Here is a 20,314-nt window from a genome sequence, read left to right as displayed (position 1 = left end):
TGTTTTTACTATTTTTTTCGTGAAGAATAAACGAAATAGATAATGCAAGTATGAAATTAAAAGTGTAACTTTCTGCATTTTTTAATAGAATAGGATGGAAAACAATAAAGAAATCATTCACGAAAGTGAGGTAAAAGAACTTATAATTGAGTTGAGGGGTGAGAAAGTACTGATAGACCGGGATGTAGCTAAGCTTTATGGCGTAGAAACCAAACGAATTAATGAAGCAGTAAAAAACAATCGGGACAAATTCCCAAATGGTTATATGTTTTCGTTGCAAGTATCTGAAAAACAGCAACTGGTCGAAAATTTCGACCGGTTCAGTAGTTTGAAACATTCTCCCGTAGAACCTAAAGCATTTACCGAAAAAGGGCTTTATATGCTGGCTACAATTTTAAGAAGTCCGAGAGCTACCGCAACTACTTTTGCCATTATCGAATCATTCTTTAAGTTAAGGACATTAGTACGGAATGTAAATATCATGGCTACCGAGTATGATGAGGAAAAGAGGAAGAGTCTGGTACAACGTAGTGGAGAACTGCTGAATGAACTGCTGACTGATGAGGGTGATATAACAGAAACGGAATCTTCTATCGAATTAAATTTGTATGCTTTGAAGATGAAACGTACAGTAAAGAGGACAAAAAAAGGATAAATTCTCTCATTCTGCGCCGTAATGAGGTCGATAAACGATAAATTTATTATCTTTCGGGCAAATTACAATAAGATGATGAATCGAATTTTTCATGTGAAGATAGCAGGAGGCACTTATCTGTTTCTGATACTGCTGACAGCCGTCATGGTATTTGCTTTCTGGTGTATGAAGGCAATGATAGGATTGGTGGTGGCATTGGGGCTGATCATTACCATTGAACGTATTATCCATTCTACTTATACGCTGACTGCGGATGGAAAGCTGGTGGTGTATTATGGTCGTTTTTATAAAGGGAAGACCATTCCCTTGACTGACATTACGGATGTGGAGCTGAAACGAAGTTCCGGATTCGGTGGAATTATGCCTTCGAAATATGTATTGATACATTATGAGAAGAAAAATTTATTGTCATTGGTTCCTGTAAAGCCGGAAGAATTTATCAATGCGTTGGTGAAGCGGCTGGAGCATAGGATAGAGGAGGAATAAATTATGGAGCAAGTATTTAAAACAAAAAGAGCTCGTAGGTGGTGGATTATTATAGTCAGTCTGGTTGTTCTGATTATTTTTCTGAATGTGTATTTGGAGCAAAGTTGGGCTTTTTCGGCGCTTGGGGGAATTATTATTTCTGTATTAATGTTTTATTCGCAATCGAAAACCATTTATATTGTAAAAGACAATGGTGTTCTGGAAATTAAACCGGGATGGGGGAACAGAATATGTGTAGACGGAATCCGTAAAGTGTCTTATAATCCGAATGCAATAGGAATGCAAAAGGTGAAAATAGAGCACGCCCAAGGTTTTGTAATGATTAACCCTGATAAGCCTTTGGAATTTGTAGAAGCATTGAGAGAAATAGATCCAAATCTGTCTGTTGAAGGTTTTGAACAGATAAAAACTAATTAACCCAAAATAAATACCATGAAATATCAAATTGCAATCATCGGTGGAGGTCCCGCAGGGTATACTGCTGCCGAAGCTGCCGGAAAGGCAGGACTGAGTGTTGTATTGTTCGAAAAAAGAAGTCTGGGCGGTGTCTGCCTGAATGAGGGATGTATTCCTACCAAGACCTTGCTTTATTCGGCTAAAGTATATGATTATGCGAAACATGCTTCAAAGTATGCCGTGAATGTGCCTGAAGCTTCTTTTGATTTAGGAAAGATTGTGGCGCGTAAATCAAAGGTGGTTCGTAAGCTGGTATTGGGAATCAAGGCAAAACTGACTGCGCATCAGGTAAATATAGTAACGGGAGAAGCCACGATTGTAGATAAGAATACCATCCAATGCGGTGGGGAAACCTACGAATGTGAGAATTTGCTGCTGTGTACCGGCAGTGAAACATTTATTCCTCCTATTCCGGGAGTGGAAAACGTGGATTACTGGACGCACCGTGATGCACTGGATAATAAAGAAGTACCTGCTTCATTGACTATTGTCGGCGGTGGAGTGATCGGTATGGAATTTGCTTCTTTCTTTACCAGTTTGGGAGTACAGGTGACAGTTGTCGAAATGTTGGATGAAATCCTGGGTGGCATGGATAAAGAGCTGTCGGCCATGCTCCGGGCTGAATATGCCAAAAAAGGAATCAAGTTCCTGCTCAGTACGAAAGTAGTAGAGGTATCCAAAGGGGAGACCGGTATTACTGTGTCATACGAAAATGCAGATGGAGCAGGAACTGTTACAGCTGATAAGTTATTGATGAGTGTAGGCCGTCGTCCGGTGACAAAAGGTTTCGGACTGGAAAATCTGAATTTGGAATGGACGGAGCGCAGATGCATCAAAGTAGATGAACATTTGCAATCTTCTGTCCCCGGTGTCTATGTATGCGGTGATTTGAACGGAGTCTCTTTGTTGGCACATACCGCCGTGCGTGAGGCGGAAGTGGCTGTCCATCATATTACAGGTAAGGAAGATGCGATGAGTTATCGTGCCATACCGGGTGTGGTCTATACAAATCCTGAGATTGCCGGGGTAGGTATGAGCGAGGAAGCTTTGCAGGCCGCAGGTATTCCTTATCGAGCCGTTAAGTTGCCGATGGCTTACTCCGGGCGTTTTGTAGCCGAGAATGAAGGAGTGAACGGTGTCTGCAAAATTTTGACAGCCGAAGACGGTACTGTATTGGGAGCGCATATGTTGGGTAATCCTGCTTCCGAGCTGATTGTATTGGCAGGTATGGCTATTGAGGATGGTAAGACCATAGAGGATTGGAAACGATATGTATTCCCTCATCCTACTGTGGGTGAGATATTCAGGGAACTATAATGAAACGAGTTTTATTTTTCTTTTTACTGATTTTATCTATTCACTTCATAAACGCCCAGCCGCTATCTCAGCGGCTGGACGCTTTACTGCATGAGGAAGTTCTGAAAACATCCGAGGTGGGTATTGCCGTATTCGATCTGACCACCGGGAAATCCGTTTACCGTTATCAGGACGAGAAACTATACCGTCCTGCTTCTGTTGAGAAGATAATCACTTCGGTTACCGCCTTGGCGCAACTGGGAGCGGATTATACCATGGATACCGGTCTTCGTTATCGTGGAAAAATAGAAAATGACACGTTGAAAGGCAGTCTGTATCTGATAGGCGGTTTTGATCCGGAATTTATGGACGAGGATCTGGACCGTCTGGTAGATGCGTTGGCAAGTCAAGGCATCCGTTATGTGACAGATACCCTTGCGGCGGATGTTTCCATGACGGACTCGGTTTATTGGGGTTCCGGCTGGTGTTGGGACGATACTCCTTACTCCTTCCAGCCCTATCTTTCCCCTCTCATGCTGAATAGGGGCTGCGTGGATGTATCGGTCTCTCCTGCTCAGAAGGACTCGTTGCCCCAAGTTGTTTGTACGCCGGCTTCCGATTATTATCAAGTTCATAATCACGGGGTGAGCCGTAATCCGCAAGCCGGGAAGCTAAAAATCACCCGCAACTGGCTCAGCAATGGCAATATCATTACCGTTTCCGGAAATGTTTCTTATCCCTATACTGAGAAATTGAATGTATATACTTCCAAAGACTTCTTTTTCCATACTTTTGTCAGCCGTTTGCGCAGCAAAGGAATTGAAGCGCGAACTTGCACGTATGCCGATTGTCCTGTAACGGCCGACAGTATAGTTACGCTTTATACCGTCCGAAGACCACTCAAGGAAGTGTTGGAAAGAGCTTTGAAGAAAAGTGATAACTTGTGCGCCGAATCGATGTTTTATCATTTGGCTGCCAAGCGTTCCCTGCATAAACGGGTGACGGGAGAAGATGGAACCGATGCCATTCACGCCTTTATGAAAACAGCTTTAGGGTTTAATCCGGAGAACTATAAGATAGCGGACGGCAGCGGTGTTTCCGTTTATAATTATATCTCTCCACGTTTACTGTTGGAGTATTTGAAATATGCCTACTATCATCGGGAAATTTTTCTTCCTTTCTATGAGTCCCTGCCCATAGCCGGAGTGGACGGTACTTTACAAAACCGGATGAAGCAGACCAAGGCCCGTGGAAATGTGCATGCAAAAACAGGTTCTGTAACCGGAGTCAGCTCGCTGGCAGGCTATGTAAAAGCTGCTGACGGACATCAACTGGCCTTTGTTATCATCAATCAGAATGTACTGAAATTAAGCCGGGCGCGTGCGTTCCAAGATAAGTTTTGTGATATTTTATCTCGTTGAATTTGAGTTTTTGAATGTTCTGAAACGTATTAAGTAGCAGATTTTGCATATAATAGGACAAAATTTATACCTATTCTGAACGATTTTTGCAGCATCGGAACAAGATTGTTTCGTAACTTTGCCCAAGTCGAAATAATTCGGAATACTATAAAAACATAAAATAGCTGCTTATGAAGACAAATTATGAAATCCGTTATGCCGCGCATCCCGAAGATGCCAAAGGCTATGACACCCAAAGGATACGACGGGATTTCTTAATGGAAAAAGTATTTTCGGACAATGAGGTGAACATGGTTTATTCCATGTATGACCGCATGATTGTAGGAGGAGCCAGACCCGTAGGGGAGGTATTGAAGCTGGAGGCTATCGATCCGTTGAAAGCGCCTTATTTCCTTACCCGCCGTGAAATGGGGATCTTTAATGTGGGCGGTCCCGGTGTGGTCAAAGCCGGAGATGCCGTGTTCGAACTGGATTATAAAGAAGCGCTTTATCTGGGTTCGGGAGACCGGGAAGTGACTTTTGAAAGTAAAGATGTCAAGAACCCTGCCCAATTCTATTTTAACTCTGTTACCGCTCATCGTAACTATCCCGATAAAAAAGTGACCAAGGCAGATGCCATCGTTGCTGAAATGGGTTCATTGGAAGGGTCCAACCATCGTTGCATCAACAAGATGCTGGTCAGTCAGGTATTGCCTACCTGCCAGTTGCAGATGGGAATGACCGAACTGAAACCGGGAAGTGTGTGGAACACCATGCCGGCGCACGTGCACAGCCGCCGTATGGAAGCCTACTTCTATTTCGAAGTGCCCGATGAACACGCTGTTTGCCATTTTATGGGAGAAGTGGATGAAACCCGTCATATATGGATGAAAGGCGATCAGGCAGTCTTGTCTCCCGAATGGTCTATCCATAGTGCGGCGGCAACACACAACTATACCTTTATCTGGGGTATGGGTGGAGAGAATCTGGATTACGGTGATCAGGACTTCTCATTGATTACAGACTTGAAATAAATCATATAACTTCATTAATTTAATAATATAAGTATCATGAATCAGTATTTGAATTTTTCTTTGGAAGGTAAAGTAGCTCTTGTAACAGGCGCTTCTTATGGTATCGGTTTTGCTATTGCATCTGCTTTTGCAGAACAGGGCGCAACCATCTGTTTCAACGACATCAATCAGGAATTGGTGGATAAAGGTCTGGCTTCTTACGCTGAAAAAGGAATCAAGGCACACGGATATGTATGCGATGTTACTGACGAACCTGCCGTACAGGCTATGGTTGCCACTATTGCAAAAGAAGTAGGTACCATCGATATTCTTGTAAACAATGCCGGTATTATCCGTCGCGTTCCGATGCACGAGATGGAAGCTGCCGATTTCCGCCGTGTTATTGATATTGACTTGAATGCTCCGTTCATTGTTTCTAAAGCGGTTTTGCCTGCGATGATGGAAAAAGGACACGGAAAAATCATCAATATCTGCTCTATGATGTCTGAGTTGGGTCGTGAAACCGTTTCTGCATACGCTGCCGCTAAAGGTGGTTTGAAGATGTTGACCCGTAACATCTGTTCTGAATACGGAGAATACAACATTCAGTGTAATGGTATCGGTCCGGGCTATATCGCTACTCCGCAAACAGCTCCGTTACGTGAAATCCAGCCCGATGGAAGCCGTCATCCGTTTGATACATTCATTTGTGCCAAGACTCCGGCCGGCCGTTGGTTGGATCCGCAGGAATTGACCGGTCCTGCCGTATTCCTTGCATCCGAAGCATCTAATGCCGTCAATGGCCATATTCTCTATGTAGATGGCGGTATTCTGGCCTACATTGGTAAGCAGCCTAAATAATTAGTAGATATAAATAGAAAGAATCTGCTTGTGTCTTTGTTGATACTTGCAGATTCTTTGTATTTTTGTCTTTCAGTTCGACAAACAATAAATAGTATGAAAAAAATCTTTTTAGCAGTCGCAACGGCGTTAGCTATGTTTTCCTGTTCGCAAAAGGAGCCGGTGACTGTCACTATAACCAATCCGCTTTCCATTGACAGAAATGGGGAAATGGTGGAAATCTCTATGGCTGAAATAACAGGCAAACTACAATTACCCGATACGGCACAGGTTATCGTATTGGACGAGAACGGGCTTGAAGTACCTTATCAGATAACATACGATGATATGCTTATCTTTCCTGCTTCGGTGAAAGGGGATGCCTCGGCTGTTTATACAATTGCAGAAGGAACTCCGCAGCCGGTGGATGTGGTTGCTTGCGGGCGTCAATATCCCGAACGTCTGGATGATGTGGCATGGGAGAATGACCGTGCCGCTTATCGTGCATACGGTCCTGCTTTGCAGGAGAAGGGCGAGCGTGCCTTTGGTTATGATATCTGGACTAAAAGTGTGTCCGAACCGGTAGTGGAGGATCGTTATGACGGTGACTTGAACCGGGGTATTTCTTATCATGTAGATCATGGAAACGGAATGGACTGCTATGCAGTGGGTCCGACTCTGGGTGGAGGAACAGCTGCTTTATTCCCCGATAGTACCATTGTTTATCCCTATTGTTACAAGGATTGTGAAATCTTGGATAACGGTCCGCTCCGATTCACAGCTAAGTTGGTCTATAATCCGTTGGTTGTAAAAGGGGATTCAAGTGTGATAGAAACGCGTATCATTTCTTTGGACAAGGGGTCGCAGTTGAACAAGACTGTGGTTTCTTTTGACAATTTGCAGGAAATCACTCCGGTGGTGACCGGCATTGTATTGCACAAACAGAATCCTATGGGATATAGTTTTGATGCAGACGCAGGCTATATAGCTTATGCAGACTCTACGGAGAATGCTGCCAATAACAATGGAGTGATTTACATAGGAGCCGTATTCCCGGCTACCGTAAAAGGAGCGTTTGCCCAAGTGTTCTCCGAAAAGGAACGGAAGGAACGTGGGGATGCTTTGGGCCATGTGTTGGCGGTTAATGATTATGAACCGGGAGCCGAGTATATTTATTATTGGGGATCAGGCTGGAGCAAATATGGTTTCGAAGCCGATACCGATTGGAATAAATATTTGGAAGAATATGCCCGGAAGATACGTAATCCATTGGCAGTTGCCATAAAATAATACATATACAAGAGGGTATGCGTATACGCCACGAAAAAAACAAGGTATTTGGCTTTATCAGTCAAATACCTTGAATTCATAGCCTTGTTCCAACAGCCATTCTATGGCCCGGGGCAAGGCGTATTTCATGTTTTTCTCTGCCTTGATGGAGTCATGGAAAGTAATGATGGAGCCATTCCTCACATAATGTTTTACCTTCCTCAGTACCTGTCTTCCATTCAGCTTGTTGCTATAGTCACGGGTAACCAAGTCCCACATTACGATCTGGTATTTATGCCGCAGCACCATGTACTGCATCCAGCGCATGTGGCCATGTGGCGGACGGAACAGGTTGGTATGGATCAGCTCGTTTGCTTTGTCCGTATTGGCCAGATAGTTCTTGCTTCGGTATTCGAATCCCCGGATATGGTTAAAAGTATGATTTCCCAAACGATGTCCCCGTTCTACAATCATCTGGAATTCCTTGGGATGCTTGCGCACATTGTCGCCCACCAAAAAGAAGGTAGCCTTGATATTGTACTTGTCTAATAAATCGAGTACCCACGGTGTGATTTCGGGAATCGGCCCGTCATCGAAAGTCAGATAGACCGCTTTTTCATTCTTGTCCATTCGCCAGAAGGCGCGTGGATAAAGCCAGCGGAGTATCAGCGGGGGTTGTTCTATAAACATGAATGTGTGTGCTTTTGTTGGTTATACAAATATAAAGGTGTGGATTCACCGCAGAATCCACACCTTTTATTTACTTTCTGCCTGCTCCGCCGCCTACACGTTTGTTGAACACCTCATAGAGGTCTTCAAACTTCTTGGCATAGTGGCTTGCCATATCTGATTTTTTCTGTTGTTCACCTTCACCTTGTACACCGCCGGCAGCATTTGCGCGGGCAAGGCTCTTGTTGATCTCATCCAGAATATAGAAATTGCGCAGACAGTCCTCGTATGAACCTTGCAGGCGTTGGTCATCCAGACTCAGGTACCAGGTGATGTATTCCACCGATTTGTTTGCCAGATCATTCAGAATGGCTTCTCCCTTTTCTTTTTCACCTAACGCCAGATAATCGTCGGCCATTTCTTTTGAACTGCTCATGATGTAATCGTGGGGCACGGTGGTGCTTGGGATTACTTCCGAACAGTAGTCAAGGGCTTTCAACGCCTTGTCTTTCTTGCCTTCTTTTATCAACTGGGTAGCCAGCTGTATAAACATACGGCGGTGGGTCTGGCACATACGCATCACAGTCTCGTCGATATAGATATCCGGGTTGTTGATTCCTCCGAACTTGAACTTGTTCATCAGGTTATCGTACATTTTCTCGCTGTCGATGCGTGCGTTCAGCCGGGTGGTGTTGAACGGGGTGATGCGGTAGGCAAGACCTTCCTGCATGAAGTTGTTGCCCAAATTCAGATGATTGTCGCTACCCACCGTAATAGCCATATACAACGGACGTTCCCAATTGGTATTTGCCAGCATCTCAAGCATCATCAGCTCGCTCTTGTACAGCATACGTTTGCCTTTCAGGGAGATACTCATGTAATCGGGGATTTCACCATGCAGGGAGTCGGGAATCATCATGCCCGAGCGTTTCACTGCCTCCTTGTCCAGCTTGATGACGATGCTGTCCGTCGGTATCAGCTGTAAACCTTCTTTGGGTGAGCGTACCCAGTATTTCAGAATATTTTTCAATTCATACGGGTTGTCTCCGAATTCCTTGGCGGCTTCTTCCGGGTTCTGCTTGTAGAAGTTATTGATGCTTTCCATCACTTCCGGACGTACAGCCACTCCTTCATTATGCCCCTGTACATATTCCAGACGGCTCCATTCGATAGGCACTGCCGGAGAGTCGTATGCCTGACGCTTCATTTGGTCGATGTACCAGTCTGTTTGCAGGTAACTCAGGTTACATACACGTACATCGGTACGGAAACCTTCCGTTTCCTGGTTGTACCACAAGGGGAAAGTATCGTTGTCACCATTGGTAAAGATAATCGGGTTACCTTCTTCCTGTACGGTGCTCAGGTAGTTTTGTCCGAAGTCGCGTGCCACATAACGGTTGCTGCGGTCGTGGTCGTCCCACGTCTGGCTCACCATTTGGATGGGTACGAACAGACAAACTACAGTTGCAATGACGGAAGCCGGTTTCTCACCCAGTTTGCCTTGCAGCCATTGGGCAATACCCGCCACACCCATGCCTATCCAGATGGCAAATGCATAGAACGAACCTGCGTATGCATAGTCACGTTCGCGGGGCTGCATCGGGGTCTGGTTCAAATAAAGCACGATGGCCAGACCGGTCATGAAGAACAGGAAGAATACGATCCAGAATTGCTGGATACCTATCGGTTCTTCTATCTCTTCCCCATTCGGAGTCGTGATACGTTTTGTCTTGTAAGCCTGCCAGAACAGACCGATAAGTCCCAGAATCAACGGCAGGCAATAGAATACATTGTGCCCTTTGTTGTTTTTCAGGTCGGAGGGGAGCAGGCTTTGGTCGCCCACCAGGAACTTGTCCACAAACGGTATTCCGGTAATCCAGTTGCCATGTTCTATTTCACCTTGTCCCTGTATGTCATTCTGGCGTCCGGCAAAGTTCCACATGAAATATCTCCAGTACATGTAGTTCAACTGGTAGATAAAGAAGAACTTGATGTTATCCCATTGGGTCGGGACTTTCACCATCACCATCTGTCCGCACTGGTCGTAAGGAACCTGCACGCCTTTGATGCCGCCCAGCCAGTCTTCGTAGGCCTGTGCGTGTGCATCGCTGTACATGCGCGGGAAGAGCATATTTTGTGCATACTTGTAATCGGTCTTATGACGCACTACTTCGTAGCTGTCCTTTTCATCGGGAGTCGCTTTCTCCTTCCGTTGATACACGGGAGCGCCTTCCGTCACGTCATATACACATCCTCCGTCCACTTCTTTCAGTGCCGGTTTGGAGGCGTATGTCTGTCCGTAGAACAAAGGACGGGTTCCATATTGCTCGCGGCCCAGGTATTCTCCTAAAGTGAAGATGTCTTCCGGAGAGTTCTGGTCCATCGGAGTATTGGCGGTAGAGCGGATCACAATCAAGGCGTATGAGGAGTATCCTACCATAATCATCATGATGCACAGCAAAGAGGTATTTAAAGTACGTGCGCTAATCTGATATTTCTTGTTCAAATCAGCAAACAGATAAACGCCCAAGATTCCTAGTATGATAATGCCTATCAAGGCGCTGCTCCATCCGTAGCCATAGAAGGGGATGCCCAGCATGGCGATAGTTACCATGAAGGAGATATTCATGCGTTTGCGGCTCTTTTCCGTATAGCTTTCGTAAACACCCCAGATAATGGATGTGGCGAGTAGAATGATGTAGACTATCAGACCGCTGTTGAAAGGCATACCGAAACTGTTGACGAACAGCAGTTCGAACCATCCTCCCACTTTTACTACGCCCGGCACGATACCGTACAGCACTGCTGCAACCAACACCATGGAGCCTGTAAGTGCCAGCAGACTGCCTTTGAGGTTGGCATCGGGATTCTTTTTATAATAGTACACCAGTACAATGGCCGGAATACACAATAAGTTCAGCAAGTGCACACCGATGGAAAGTCCGGTCAGGTAAGCAATCAGAACCAGCCAGCGGTCGCTGTGAGGCTCGTTGGCAACGGATTCCCATTTTAGAATCAACCAGAATACGACTGCGGTGAAGAGGCTGGAGTAAGCGTATACCTCGCCTTCTACGGCACTGAACCAGAAGGTGTCGCTCCATGTATAAGCCAAGGCTCCCACCAGTCCTGACCCCATAATGGTAATGAGTTTGCCCAAGGTCATCTCTTTGTCATCGGGGCATATCAGTTTTTTCACCAGATGGGTTATACTCCAGAAAAGGAACAGGATACAAGCCGCACTCATCAGAGCGCTCATGGTATTGACCATTCTGGCTACTTGACTGGGGTCGCTTGTAAATTGGCTGAATAAGTTGGCGGTAAGCATAAAGAAGGGTGCACCGGGCGGGTGGCCTACCTCTAATTTATAGCCGGTGGTGATGAACTCCGGACAATCCCAGAAACTGGCTGTCGGTTCTATAGTCATGCAGTAAGTATAAGCTGCGATGACAAAAGCTAACCAACCTACCAGGTTGTTGACTAATTTGTACTGTTTCATGAATATATTATTGTTTCGTTAACGTTCAATGGGCGCAAAGATACGAAAGAAAGTTGGAATAGGGAGGCAATGGTCTGTTATTTAGTGTTATCCTTAGGGAATGCGGCAGAAAATGTTTCTTTCAGTCCTTAACGGAATTTCTATGTTTTATTGCTGGTTTGTATACTGTGTTCTGAAATTTCAGTTTGTACAGATGAAGGAAACCTTTGGATTCCTAACCTTTTTCTACTCTATGGTTAAGCTTGATTGATGGTTAGGTTAAGGTCTTTTATACGGTAAACCAGTATAGACCGCTACAGTGAACTGTACAGTCTGCTATAGTAGTCCGTACGGTCTGTTGCAGTGGACTGTACGGAGCACTGCCGGCGACTGTAGAAGTCTGCCGTAAGAAAATGCTTAATGATAAGGTGGATAGGGCTTAACCTGCCGCATGAAAAGGCTTAGGTCACGATAATCGGATTTATTCGTCGTGATGATGGCATTTCAAGATGCGGTGAGGGAAGTTTCCATGTCCTAACAGTTCGATGGGGCATCCGAAATGCTCTTCCAGCCATTCGGTGGGTACTTCCGTATCGGGATGATAATCCAGCGTTTCGTTGACGCACGCTATGGTTTTTACATTTTGCAGCACAGTGCCTATATCATGGCTTACCAGGATGATGGCCCGTTCCTTGTTGATTTCTTCCAGCAGGGAGTAGAGTTTGGCCTCAAACCGTTTGTCAATGTAGGTATTGGGTTCGTCCAGAATGACAACCTCAGGGTTTGAAACCAAGGCGCGTCCCAAGAGCGCGCGTTGCAGTTGTCCTCCACTCAGTTCGCCGATGGCACGGCTTTCCAAACCTTCCAGTCCCATGCGGGCAATAATCCGGCTCACCAGTTCGTGCTGTTCGGGGGTGTAGCGGTGGAACAGGGATTTCTGTTTGTTGAGCCCCGATAATACCACCTCATATACGGAGATGGGGAATTTCTTGTCAATACTGTTGTATTGTGGTAAGTATCCCATGGCTATTTCGGGTACTTCTTTTTCGTTCTTATAGAAACGGACACTGCCCGAAGCGGGCTTCAGTAACCCTAGTATGATCTTGATCAGTGTGGTTTTTCCGCCACCATTGGGGCCGATTACACCAAGGAAGTCACGTTCATATACCGTGAGATTGACGTGACTCAGTACTGTCTTCTCATCGTAAGAAGCGGAAATATCTGTAAGTTGTATAATGGGATTCGTCATAAGGCTCTGTTATTTGGCAAGTGCATTTGCTACATTGATCATCTCTTCCCGCCATTCATAACTTAGCGGATTAATGGGAACAACGGTGACTCCCAGTTCATCTGCTATCAGCCGGGCATTGCGGGTATCGAATTCCTGTTGGACAAAAATAACCCGGGCATTGTCCCGGCGGCAGGTTTCTATCAGTTCTTTCAGATGGGCGGGTGAGGGTTCCTTTCCTCCTTCTTCTATGCTGATTTGCTTTAATCCGTAGTCCCTAGCAAAATAACTGAGTGCCGGATGATAGATAAGGAAAGTGGTATCGGCATTCTGTAGCCGGTCACGAACGTCCGTATCTGTCTGTGCGATAATTTGTTGCAGACTGTCCAGCCGATGCTTGAAATAAGGTTCGTTTGCACTGTCCAGTTCACTCAGGGCGGAGTAGATATTACGGGCGATTACTGAGGCATTGCGTGCGGAGTTCCATATATGAGGCTCTATACCCCCTTCGTGATGATGGTCACCGTGGTTGTGTCCTGTTTCGTGTATGACGTCTATTCCTTTTGAGGTATCGAATACTTTCAGATGAGGGGCATTCGTGGTCAGTTTATCCATCCAGGCTTGTTCGAAACCGATATAGCCGATGCGCAGGTAGGCGGTGCTTTTATCCAGATTGACCAGTTGTTGGGGGGTAGGGTCGTAGGTTTCGGGGCTGCTTCCTTTCGGAACCATGCTGACTATCTTGAATTTATCGCCTGCAATGGTTTCTGTGAAATAGCGCAAGGGTTCCAGGGTGACAGTCAGGGTCGGTTTTGTGGAAGTGGACTGTTTACTGTCACAGGCGGTAAACAGGCACACTATCAGTACCATGCAGCACGAACAAAGGATACTTTTGCCGGGATGCAATGGGAAAAATATGTGATGTCTGGTTCTCATGAATGTTATCTTTTCTGTTTAACAACAACAAATATACGCAAATTGCTCATTAATCGGGTACAAATACTCCCCAAATTGCTCAATTGATAAGCAATTTCAGTCTGGTTAGAGCTTTTCATACGGCTATTCTGTGGCTGTATGAGAAGCCTTGGTTTCAGGTAAGAGATTCTATATGGCATTCTATGTACTCTTTATCGTTCTCTATAAATATGCGCTTTATATTGGGTGGGAAGTGTCTTGTCGTTTGTCAATCTTTTTAAGATGCCATATAAGGCTCTTGTATTCGTGAAGAATAAGATTTGTAAAAAAATCCTTTCAATCTTTGTTCATGTATTTATCTTACTATATGTTAAGAGCAGGAATAGGAACTGGTTGTGGATGATTGAAAATCAATGTGTTATTGTATGTATGGAAGATGAAAAAAGTATAAATCTCTTAGTAAGAGATCGACATTTCACGTGCAAAAATAAGGAAAGTTTTGATAACTAGTACACTTTTCGCGGAAAAAATATGGAATATTGTGAAAAAAAGTATTTCTTCTGGTTCTACCGGCTCTGATTTAATCTTGTATCTGTATAGTTAATATTTTGATTTAAAGCCTGTTATCGTCTGTTTGTAGATCTCTTACTAAGAGATCTGCATAAAAGGCCAATAAGAACGAATAACGAGTTTAGATGGAATACCTGTTTCTGAGACGTAAAAAGACGAGCAGCACTTCTGTAAGGCAGAAGACATTGCTCTATCGTGCCGCCGGTCGCGAATGGACGGCGCGGTTCTCGTCACTGTCGGATGTCCGTCCGGCAGACAGCCTTATATATAAAGGTATATTGTATCAGTTGGAGATACGCCGGGCGTTCCTCGATTCCTCTCTTTCGTTAAAGAAACTGAGTATGATGCTCGAAACAAACCAGACTTACCTGAGCAATGCGGTGAACCGCTACTTCGGTTGTCATCTGAAGGAGTTGCTTAACCGCTACAGGGTGGAATACGCTAAGGAGCTGCTTCGCAACGGCGGTTGTCCGCTGGGCGAGGTTCCGTCACGGAGCGGTTTCGGTTCGAAGAGTCCTTTCTATCTGGCTTTCGTCCGTCAGACGGGTATGACTCCGAAACGGTATGCGGCGCGCGAGAGGAACCTGGTGAACTTGGAAATAGAGAATGAAGTCCTTTTATAACAGTATATGTATAACCAATTTTTAGTTTTTTAAATTTATAAATTTAAATCTTTATTTATGAACAAAAAGTTTTTAAGTGCAGTTCTGTTCGGAGCCTTGATGGTTTCGTCAACAGGAACATTTGTGTCTTGTAAAGACTATGATGAGGACATTGACCGCATCGACAAGGAACTGGTCGATATCAAGTCGGCTCTTTCAGCTTTACAGGCAAAAGTTGATGCTGGTAAGTATGTTACCAACGTAGTGAAGAACGGTGACGGTATCACTGTAACCTGGAGTGACAATTCTACAAGTACCATTGAAACTATCAAAGGTGACAAGGGTGAAGACGGTAAGAATGGTACAGTTGTGACCATCATTGACGGTTACTGGGCATTTGACGGTGTGAAATCTGAATATCCTGCAAAAGGAGATAAGGGTGACAAGGGTGACCAGGGCGAACCGGGTGATGCTGCCGCTGCCGGACATGATGCAAAGATTAGCGAAAACGGTTACTGGATGGTATGGGATACCGAAAAGGCTGCATACGTTGAAACAGAATATATTGCCGGTGGTGCGGTAGCTGCACAAGTAAAAGGTGGCTGGAACATTACTGTAAAGGATGAAAATGGTGATGAACAGACTATTTTTATTCCGAGCAGTGCTACTATGGGTTATATGGATGTCTTGAATGGTGCTAATCCGATGTATGCACTTTATGGAATTAATGAGAAGGATGTTGAGTACGGACCAGCCAAAAAAACTTTGAAGAAAGGTTTGTACACCACTCTTGATCGCGACTTGGAAGTTGTGGTTAATCCTCAGGGAACAGATGCTTCTGCTTATTCATTCAACTTGATGAACTCTGCCAATGTGGATACAGAATTGCCGTTTAAGGATGCTGTTCCGTTTAAGGGTGTATTGACTAGAGCCACTTCTGAAAATGCAGTATGGGTATTGCCTCATGACTTTGTCCGTTATGAAAATATTGATGATGCCAGAACGAAGAACTATCTGTTGTTCAAGGCTAATGACGGTGCAAAACACGCTTTGTCTCTGACTGCTACTTTGAATGAAACAATAATTAAAACTCCGTATGATTTGAGTGCTCAGTTGAAGAAGATTGGCGAAGTTAATGTAGGTTTGCGCAACTTGGAAAATTGTGCAGTTAATGTAGATTATACTCCTATTGTTTCTTATATTTCTCCGTCTGTAGATGCAGCTGCTGTATATGACTACTGGATTACTTTGGAACAATCTGCCAAGAACTTGAAGAACGCACAGTTGTATGGTGTGGAAATAGATAAAGAAGGTCATAGCTTCAAGTTCACAAGAGAAACAGGAGTAAATAACTACATTGAGTTTGTTTACAACTACATTTTGATGGACGGTACTATCGTACAAGGCGATAAAGATGCGCCTCACTTCTTTGCTTATCAGCGTGAAGAAATGGCAAATGCTCATGAAATTACTTTGGAACGTCTGTATACTCCGATGGATGCTAAGTTAATTGTTGAAAACGACAAGGATCCTAATTATAATCCTGAACTGAGACCTACTACTGGTTCTTGGTCTGCTAATGAGAAGCAAGTATTTGCTCTTAATACTAAGGCTTATTCATTGGATAAAATAATCAATGAAATGAGTGCTATAGAAAAGGCTGTATGGAAGAGTGCCGTTGAAGCTGGACGCATTGATTTCGAATTGATTGGTGGTGAAGGCGAAAACAATGAATATTGGGATAACTGGACAAAAGGGTATAATGTTCGTTATGCTATTGTGGACAACACCATAACATTCCAGTTCGTTGTATCTGAAGGATATCCGTATAACTTCACTTTGAAGAACGCTTATCAGTTGACTTTGACAGTGAAAGATGAAGACACCAACACACCTGTTGCTTCGATCATCTTGCCATTCGAATTCACTCAGCCGACTTTGGATATTACTCGTGTAAACGGTGAGAAGGCTATCTGGAATGACAAGAAGAATGTATTGAGCATTTATGGTGACTTGGTAAAAGAAGGCGATGTAGAAATTATGAGTGTTCCATTCTATGAAGCATTTACTACTGCATATGCTAAACAATATACTGTATTTGGTTCTACAGCTCAGTACTATACTTTGAGCCATAATGAAAATGTAGATAATTGGTTTACTTATTCCGGTTATGAAGTGTTAGGTCAAGATTATGCTACGAGACTTCAGAATATTCCTTTGACTAATATCGTATATTCAAGTCTTGCAAAAGAATGGAATACACGTACTCTTGTTGGAAATGTAACTACTGGAGAAGCTAATCTTCCGATAGTTGCCAACTACAGGTTCTACGGAGTATATCCGGCAACTAAGGAACAAGTATCAGACTTTACTCTGAGATTCGCTAGCTTGATGGGTGACGCTAAGAAGGTAGAAGCTAAGAAAGAATTTACTTCTAACAATGTAACTCGTGAAGTGGTTCTGACAGATGCTGACTTTACTTTGGTGGATGCTTTGGATGATACATTCTATCTGTTCGACGGTGTTAAGGCTGACGGCAATGTGGATAAGCGTTCTGATATGAACCTCCGTCAAGGATTTGAAGAAGGTACTGAAGGATTCGCTACAAACTTCACGCTGGCTAATGCTAATGCATCTGCATACTATTACAAGAACGGTAACAAAGTTGCTATCCCTGTTTCTGTAGGTACGGTTAACACTAATGCTAAATTCGTAACTAATGCTAATACCAAGACCAGAGCTTGGGAACCAGGCACTATCAGTGCAACAGATGTTATCGTTACAGATCTTAGCGCTAACGAAGCTGTGAAGAGTGGAGGCTATGCTGCTGTTCCTGGTGGTATCATGATCCAGTTGCCTTCTAGCATTGGTACTACAGAACCTGTTACTATCGAATTCAAACTGAAAGATGTATTCGGTGTAACTAAGACTCTGAAAGTAGTTGTTAAAGCTGCAAAATAAACTTGGTTAAAAAACTGCTTCCCTCTCGTGGGGGAGCGGTTCCTTCTAAACAAATGAATTTATCAGGAAACGATACAATCCCAATTCGGATAAAGTTCATTTTTTCAGCAAGATAAGACTTTCTCCGACAGGAGAATCTTATATAATAAAAACTTTAGATTTATAAAACAGAATCTCTGGCTTGTGACAAGCCGGAGATTTTTTATGTATATAACGGCAATCATCTCAGCGTGGAGAAAGAATATGAAGAATCTATGACGGATTCAGCGATGAATGTTTCATGGTAATTTGCTGATAAATATGCAGTTATGCGTATATGACGGATTTGAAGGATTTTACAACGGTTTTACTGTTTTAGGTGAAACTTGACCATTCATCAGTTTCGGTCCTAGAAGTTTAATCAGACTTGGTTGCCCGCAGTATCTCGCGTTTTCCCCCCGGAGGGCCGGGAAGGCGTTCTACTGTGAATCCGGCTGTTTGCAGCATCCTTCTTACCACCCCTTTGGCACAGTAAGTTGTCAGGATACCTCCTTCATTCAATACCTTATATAAAGTGTCGAAAAGAGATTGTTCCCACATTTCGGGTTGTTTTTCGGGAGCGAAGGCATCAAAGTAGATGATATCGTATAAGGGAACGGCGGGACGGCTGCTTTCCTCCGTATTGAAAAGCCGGGTAAAATCATCTTCAATTTTATGTAATGTGAACCAAGGGGATACCTCTGTTTCTGTGTTCCAGGGCGCCCGGTGAATGGCGTAATAATCCTCCTCATGCTGTTTGCCGATCAGGCGGGGGTAGTCCAGTTGCTTCAAGGTTTCTTCGGCTAACGGATAGCGTTCGATACCGGTATAATGTACTTTCCGTCGGGTCTCTTCTGCTGAAAGCAGTGTCAGAAAGGCATTCAGCCCTGTTCCTAGTCCTATCTCCAGAATGTGGGGCTCGGAAACGGGAGAATGCTTTAATCCCATTTCGATAAAAATATGTTGTGACTCCGTCAGTGCCCCTTTCACCGAATGATAATGTTCGTCCAGTTCGGGTACATAGAGGGTATAACTTCCATCTGCTGTTTGTTCCAGTTTCATAATTTTAATGCATTAAAGCGGAGGCTTCCAATACTCCCCATACCAATAAGGCGTAGCGGAGTATCTTTCCGATGGTCATAGCGAGAATGACAATCCATATATTGGCACGCATCATGCCCAATACAATGGATATGGCACTTCCCAAAATAGGGATAAAGGCGAAGAAAGCCATCCAGGCACCCCGTCCGTGTACAAACCGCTCCGCACGGTCCATCTTCTCTTTTTTTACATGAAAATATTTCTCGATCCATTCCATATTGCCCAGATGTCCCATCCAGTAGCAGGTCATGCCTCCGGCAACATTGCCGGCGGTGGCGGCGGTTATACTGATCACCGGGTCTAAGCCCAACGGACCTACACAGGCTGCCAATACGGCCTCCGAACTGAAGGGGAGAACACTTCCGGCTATAAAAGAGCCTAGAAAAAGACCCCAATATCCCCAGTCGATCAGGAATTGAAGAATTGCATCCATAAATTGTATATAGTTAGAACTATTAATAGAACAAATGTAATGATGAAAAAGATGCCGGTAAAGCGGTTGTGGGTTAAAGTAAATAAATGTCCTGTTAAAATGGATCCTACAATGATCTGCATCTGCAACAGGATGTCGAAATGCTGTGGCTGTAAGATACCCAGTAAATAAATCCAGGCTTCAACGGCGATCAGGAAAAAAAGGAATATACGCGTGCGTACCTTGTCTAAATAAGAAACATGGAAATAATGCACGCTGCTGACCAGTGATATCAAGGTGATGATTCCACAGGATATGATTCTGTCCATCCCTAATGTCCCATAACTGATGGGTTGAAAATGAATAAGCTCCTGTAAAGGGTGATAGAAGAGATTCATTTTGTCGTAATAGAACGCATAGCCGAAAAAGAGCCAGTAGGGCACACAGAGTCCTGTAAGTCCGGCAAAGAAACTTTTGAGTGACAGGGATCTGAAACTGATCATCCCCAAATAGAACAGAGGTACAAAGTAAAGCAACTGTGGAAACAACAGGCTTCCCAGTCCGATGAAAAAGAAAGCGTGGAATATACTTCCCGCCGGATAGGGAGATTCGTAGCTGCTGAATAATTGGGAAATAGCGATCAGAAAAGTGAGTGGCGCAAAAACGGCATACTGGAAGGAATGCAGAAACAGGCAGGCCGTGGACAGGAATACGTAAAAGCTGACATGCAAGGTACTGCGTGTCCGTATCAGCGTGAAGGCGGTGTTTATCTCGATCAGCAGATAGGCAGTCAAAGCACAGACCAGCAAATTGATTACATCCTGCCATTCATTGCCCGTGATGATCCGGAGAAGCAGGCATATAAGGATGGCAACAGGGAAGGTGAATCTTCCCTTTGCCATATCTATTTGGAATTTGTCATAGCCTGCCATGGGGTGATAGTCCGCT

General features: G+C 44.3%; 17 protein-coding genes. 10 read left to right on the top strand and 7 right to left on the bottom strand.

Annotation, left to right across the window (positions count from 1 at the left end):
* The first annotated feature begins 94 nt into the window (after window positions 1-94).
* The 8 genes from AB5062_RS00515 to AB5062_RS00480 all read left to right on the top strand — a co-directional run bounded on the left by AB5062_RS00515 (window position 95) and on the right by AB5062_RS00480 (window position 7,436).
* Window positions 95-655, top strand: coding sequence for an ORF6N domain-containing protein (locus tag AB5062_RS00515; protein ID WP_005844124.1), 561 nt, complete (start codon window positions 95-97; stop codon window positions 653-655).
* 75 nt (window positions 656-730) lie between these two features.
* Window positions 731-1,141 carry a PH domain-containing protein gene (locus AB5062_RS00510; protein WP_005844126.1) on the top strand — a complete coding sequence of 137 codons (411 nt, stop codon included), beginning with the start codon at window positions 731-733 and terminating at the stop codon, window positions 1,139-1,141.
* A gap of 3 nt (window positions 1,142-1,144) precedes the next feature.
* Complete coding sequence (locus AB5062_RS00505; RefSeq protein ID WP_008666544.1) at window positions 1,145-1,558, top strand: PH domain-containing protein; 414 nt, start codon at window positions 1,145-1,147, stop codon at window positions 1,556-1,558.
* 15 nt (window positions 1,559-1,573) lie between these two features.
* A complete protein-coding gene (gene lpdA / locus AB5062_RS00500) occupies window positions 1,574-2,914 on the top strand; it encodes a dihydrolipoyl dehydrogenase (protein WP_032952947.1) in 1,341 nt (446 codons plus the stop codon).
* Entirely contained in the window at window positions 2,914-4,314 is a 1,401-nt protein-coding gene (gene dacB, locus AB5062_RS00495; RefSeq protein ID WP_022508077.1) for a D-alanyl-D-alanine carboxypeptidase/D-alanyl-D-alanine-endopeptidase, read from the top strand. The genes lpdA and dacB overlap by 1 nt, the downstream gene beginning before the upstream one ends.
* A gap of 170 nt (window positions 4,315-4,484) precedes the next feature.
* Window positions 4,485-5,327, top strand: coding sequence for a 5-dehydro-4-deoxy-D-glucuronate isomerase (gene kduI, locus AB5062_RS00490; protein WP_005844134.1), 843 nt, complete (start codon window positions 4,485-4,487; stop codon window positions 5,325-5,327).
* 36 nt (window positions 5,328-5,363) lie between these two features.
* Window positions 5,364-6,167, top strand: a complete 804-nt coding sequence (locus tag AB5062_RS00485; RefSeq protein ID WP_005844136.1) for a gluconate 5-dehydrogenase — start codon at window positions 5,364-5,366, stop codon at window positions 6,165-6,167.
* A 96-nt stretch (window positions 6,168-6,263) separates the two neighbouring features.
* Window positions 6,264-7,436 (top strand): DUF4861 domain-containing protein, encoded by a 1,173-nt coding sequence (locus AB5062_RS00480; protein ID WP_005850038.1) that lies wholly within the window; start codon window positions 6,264-6,266, stop codon window positions 7,434-7,436.
* A gap of 57 nt (window positions 7,437-7,493) precedes the next feature.
* Here the strand turns inward: AB5062_RS00480 and AB5062_RS00475 are convergent, their stop codons facing one another.
* The 4 genes from AB5062_RS00475 to AB5062_RS00460 all read right to left on the bottom strand — a co-directional run bounded on the left by AB5062_RS00475 (window position 7,494) and on the right by AB5062_RS00460 (window position 13,723).
* Complete coding sequence (locus tag AB5062_RS00475) at window positions 7,494-8,105, bottom strand: polysaccharide deacetylase family protein (protein WP_005844141.1); 612 nt, start codon at window positions 8,103-8,105, stop codon at window positions 7,494-7,496.
* A gap of 70 nt (window positions 8,106-8,175) precedes the next feature.
* On the bottom strand, window positions 8,176-11,580 hold the full coding sequence (locus AB5062_RS00470) for a DUF2723 domain-containing protein (protein ID WP_368326934.1): 3,405 nt from the start codon (window positions 11,578-11,580) through the stop codon (window positions 8,176-8,178).
* 460 nt (window positions 11,581-12,040) lie between these two features.
* Window positions 12,041-12,808 carry a metal ABC transporter ATP-binding protein gene (locus AB5062_RS00465; RefSeq protein ID WP_005844145.1) on the bottom strand — a complete coding sequence of 256 codons (768 nt, stop codon included), beginning with the start codon at window positions 12,806-12,808 and terminating at the stop codon, window positions 12,041-12,043.
* A 9-nt stretch (window positions 12,809-12,817) separates the two neighbouring features.
* Complete coding sequence (locus tag AB5062_RS00460) at window positions 12,818-13,723, bottom strand: metal ABC transporter solute-binding protein, Zn/Mn family (protein WP_016271758.1); 906 nt, start codon at window positions 13,721-13,723, stop codon at window positions 12,818-12,820.
* Window positions 13,724-14,397: 674 nt separating this feature from the next.
* Between AB5062_RS00460 and AB5062_RS00455 the strand changes: the two genes are divergently transcribed.
* Window positions 14,398-14,895 (top strand): AraC family transcriptional regulator, encoded by a 498-nt coding sequence (locus tag AB5062_RS00455; protein ID WP_005844149.1) that lies wholly within the window; start codon window positions 14,398-14,400, stop codon window positions 14,893-14,895.
* Between the two features lie 57 nt (window positions 14,896-14,952).
* Window positions 14,953-17,835 carry a hypothetical protein gene (locus AB5062_RS00450; protein WP_368326933.1) on the top strand — a complete coding sequence of 961 codons (2,883 nt, stop codon included), beginning with the start codon at window positions 14,953-14,955 and terminating at the stop codon, window positions 17,833-17,835.
* Window positions 17,836-18,231: 396 nt separating this feature from the next.
* On the opposite strand, the gene mnmD is transcribed toward AB5062_RS00450, so the two are convergent.
* The 3 genes from mnmD to AB5062_RS00435 are packed head-to-tail and all read right to left on the bottom strand — an operon-like array spanning window position 18,232 to window position 20,298.
* Window positions 18,232-18,915, bottom strand: a complete 684-nt coding sequence (mnmD, locus tag AB5062_RS00445) for a tRNA (5-methylaminomethyl-2-thiouridine)(34)-methyltransferase MnmD (RefSeq protein ID WP_032952950.1) — start codon at window positions 18,913-18,915, stop codon at window positions 18,232-18,234.
* A gap of 4 nt (window positions 18,916-18,919) precedes the next feature.
* A complete protein-coding gene (locus AB5062_RS00440) occupies window positions 18,920-19,387 on the bottom strand; it encodes a YqaA family protein (protein WP_005844155.1) in 468 nt (155 codons plus the stop codon).
* Complete coding sequence (locus AB5062_RS00435; protein WP_032952951.1) at window positions 19,363-20,298, bottom strand: hypothetical protein; 936 nt, start codon at window positions 20,296-20,298, stop codon at window positions 19,363-19,365. Before AB5062_RS00435 ends, AB5062_RS00440 begins: the two co-directional genes overlap by 25 nt.
* Window positions 20,299-20,314: the final 16 nt, after the last annotated feature.

Source organism: Phocaeicola sp. RTP21359st1_B8_RTP21360_211022, assembly GCF_040911965.1.
GTDB lineage: Bacteria > Bacteroidota > Bacteroidia > Bacteroidales > Bacteroidaceae > Phocaeicola > Phocaeicola vulgatus.
The sequence above is the reverse complement of the archived record's forward strand: the minus strand, read 5'-3'. Positions and strand labels throughout refer to the sequence as shown.

Excerpts from the sequence above, each read along its gene's own strand:
- AB5062_RS00515 (WP_005844124.1), top strand. The coding sequence starts at position 95 with ATGGAAAACAATAAAGAAATCATTCACGAAAGTGAGGTAAAAGAACTT.
- AB5062_RS00510 (WP_005844126.1), top strand. The coding sequence starts at position 731 with ATGAATCGAATTTTTCATGTGAAGATAGCAGGAGGCACTTATCTGTTT.
- AB5062_RS00505 (WP_008666544.1), top strand. The coding sequence starts at position 1,145 with ATGGAGCAAGTATTTAAAACAAAAAGAGCTCGTAGGTGGTGGATTATT.
- lpdA (WP_032952947.1), top strand. The coding sequence starts at position 1,574 with ATGAAATATCAAATTGCAATCATCGGTGGAGGTCCCGCAGGGTATACT.
- dacB (WP_022508077.1), top strand. The coding sequence starts at position 2,914 with ATGAAACGAGTTTTATTTTTCTTTTTACTGATTTTATCTATTCACTTC.
- kduI (WP_005844134.1), top strand. The coding sequence starts at position 4,485 with ATGAAGACAAATTATGAAATCCGTTATGCCGCGCATCCCGAAGATGCC.
- AB5062_RS00485 (WP_005844136.1), top strand. The coding sequence starts at position 5,364 with ATGAATCAGTATTTGAATTTTTCTTTGGAAGGTAAAGTAGCTCTTGTA.
- AB5062_RS00480 (WP_005850038.1), top strand. The coding sequence starts at position 6,264 with ATGAAAAAAATCTTTTTAGCAGTCGCAACGGCGTTAGCTATGTTTTCC.
- AB5062_RS00475 (WP_005844141.1), bottom strand. The coding sequence starts at position 8,105 with ATGTTTATAGAACAACCCCCGCTGATACTCCGCTGGCTTTATCCACGC.
- AB5062_RS00470 (WP_368326934.1), bottom strand. The coding sequence starts at position 11,580 with ATGAAACAGTACAAATTAGTCAACAACCTGGTAGGTTGGTTAGCTTTT.
- AB5062_RS00465 (WP_005844145.1), bottom strand. The coding sequence starts at position 12,808 with ATGACGAATCCCATTATACAACTTACAGATATTTCCGCTTCTTACGAT.
- AB5062_RS00460 (WP_016271758.1), bottom strand. The coding sequence starts at position 13,723 with ATGAGAACCAGACATCACATATTTTTCCCATTGCATCCCGGCAAAAGT.
- AB5062_RS00455 (WP_005844149.1), top strand. The coding sequence starts at position 14,398 with ATGGAATACCTGTTTCTGAGACGTAAAAAGACGAGCAGCACTTCTGTA.
- AB5062_RS00450 (WP_368326933.1), top strand. The coding sequence starts at position 14,953 with ATGAACAAAAAGTTTTTAAGTGCAGTTCTGTTCGGAGCCTTGATGGTT.
- mnmD (WP_032952950.1), bottom strand. The coding sequence starts at position 18,915 with ATGAAACTGGAACAAACAGCAGATGGAAGTTATACCCTCTATGTACCC.
- AB5062_RS00440 (WP_005844155.1), bottom strand. The coding sequence starts at position 19,387 with ATGGATGCAATTCTTCAATTCCTGATCGACTGGGGATATTGGGGTCTT.
- AB5062_RS00435 (WP_032952951.1), bottom strand. The coding sequence starts at position 20,298 with ATGGCAGGCTATGACAAATTCCAAATAGATATGGCAAAGGGAAGATTC.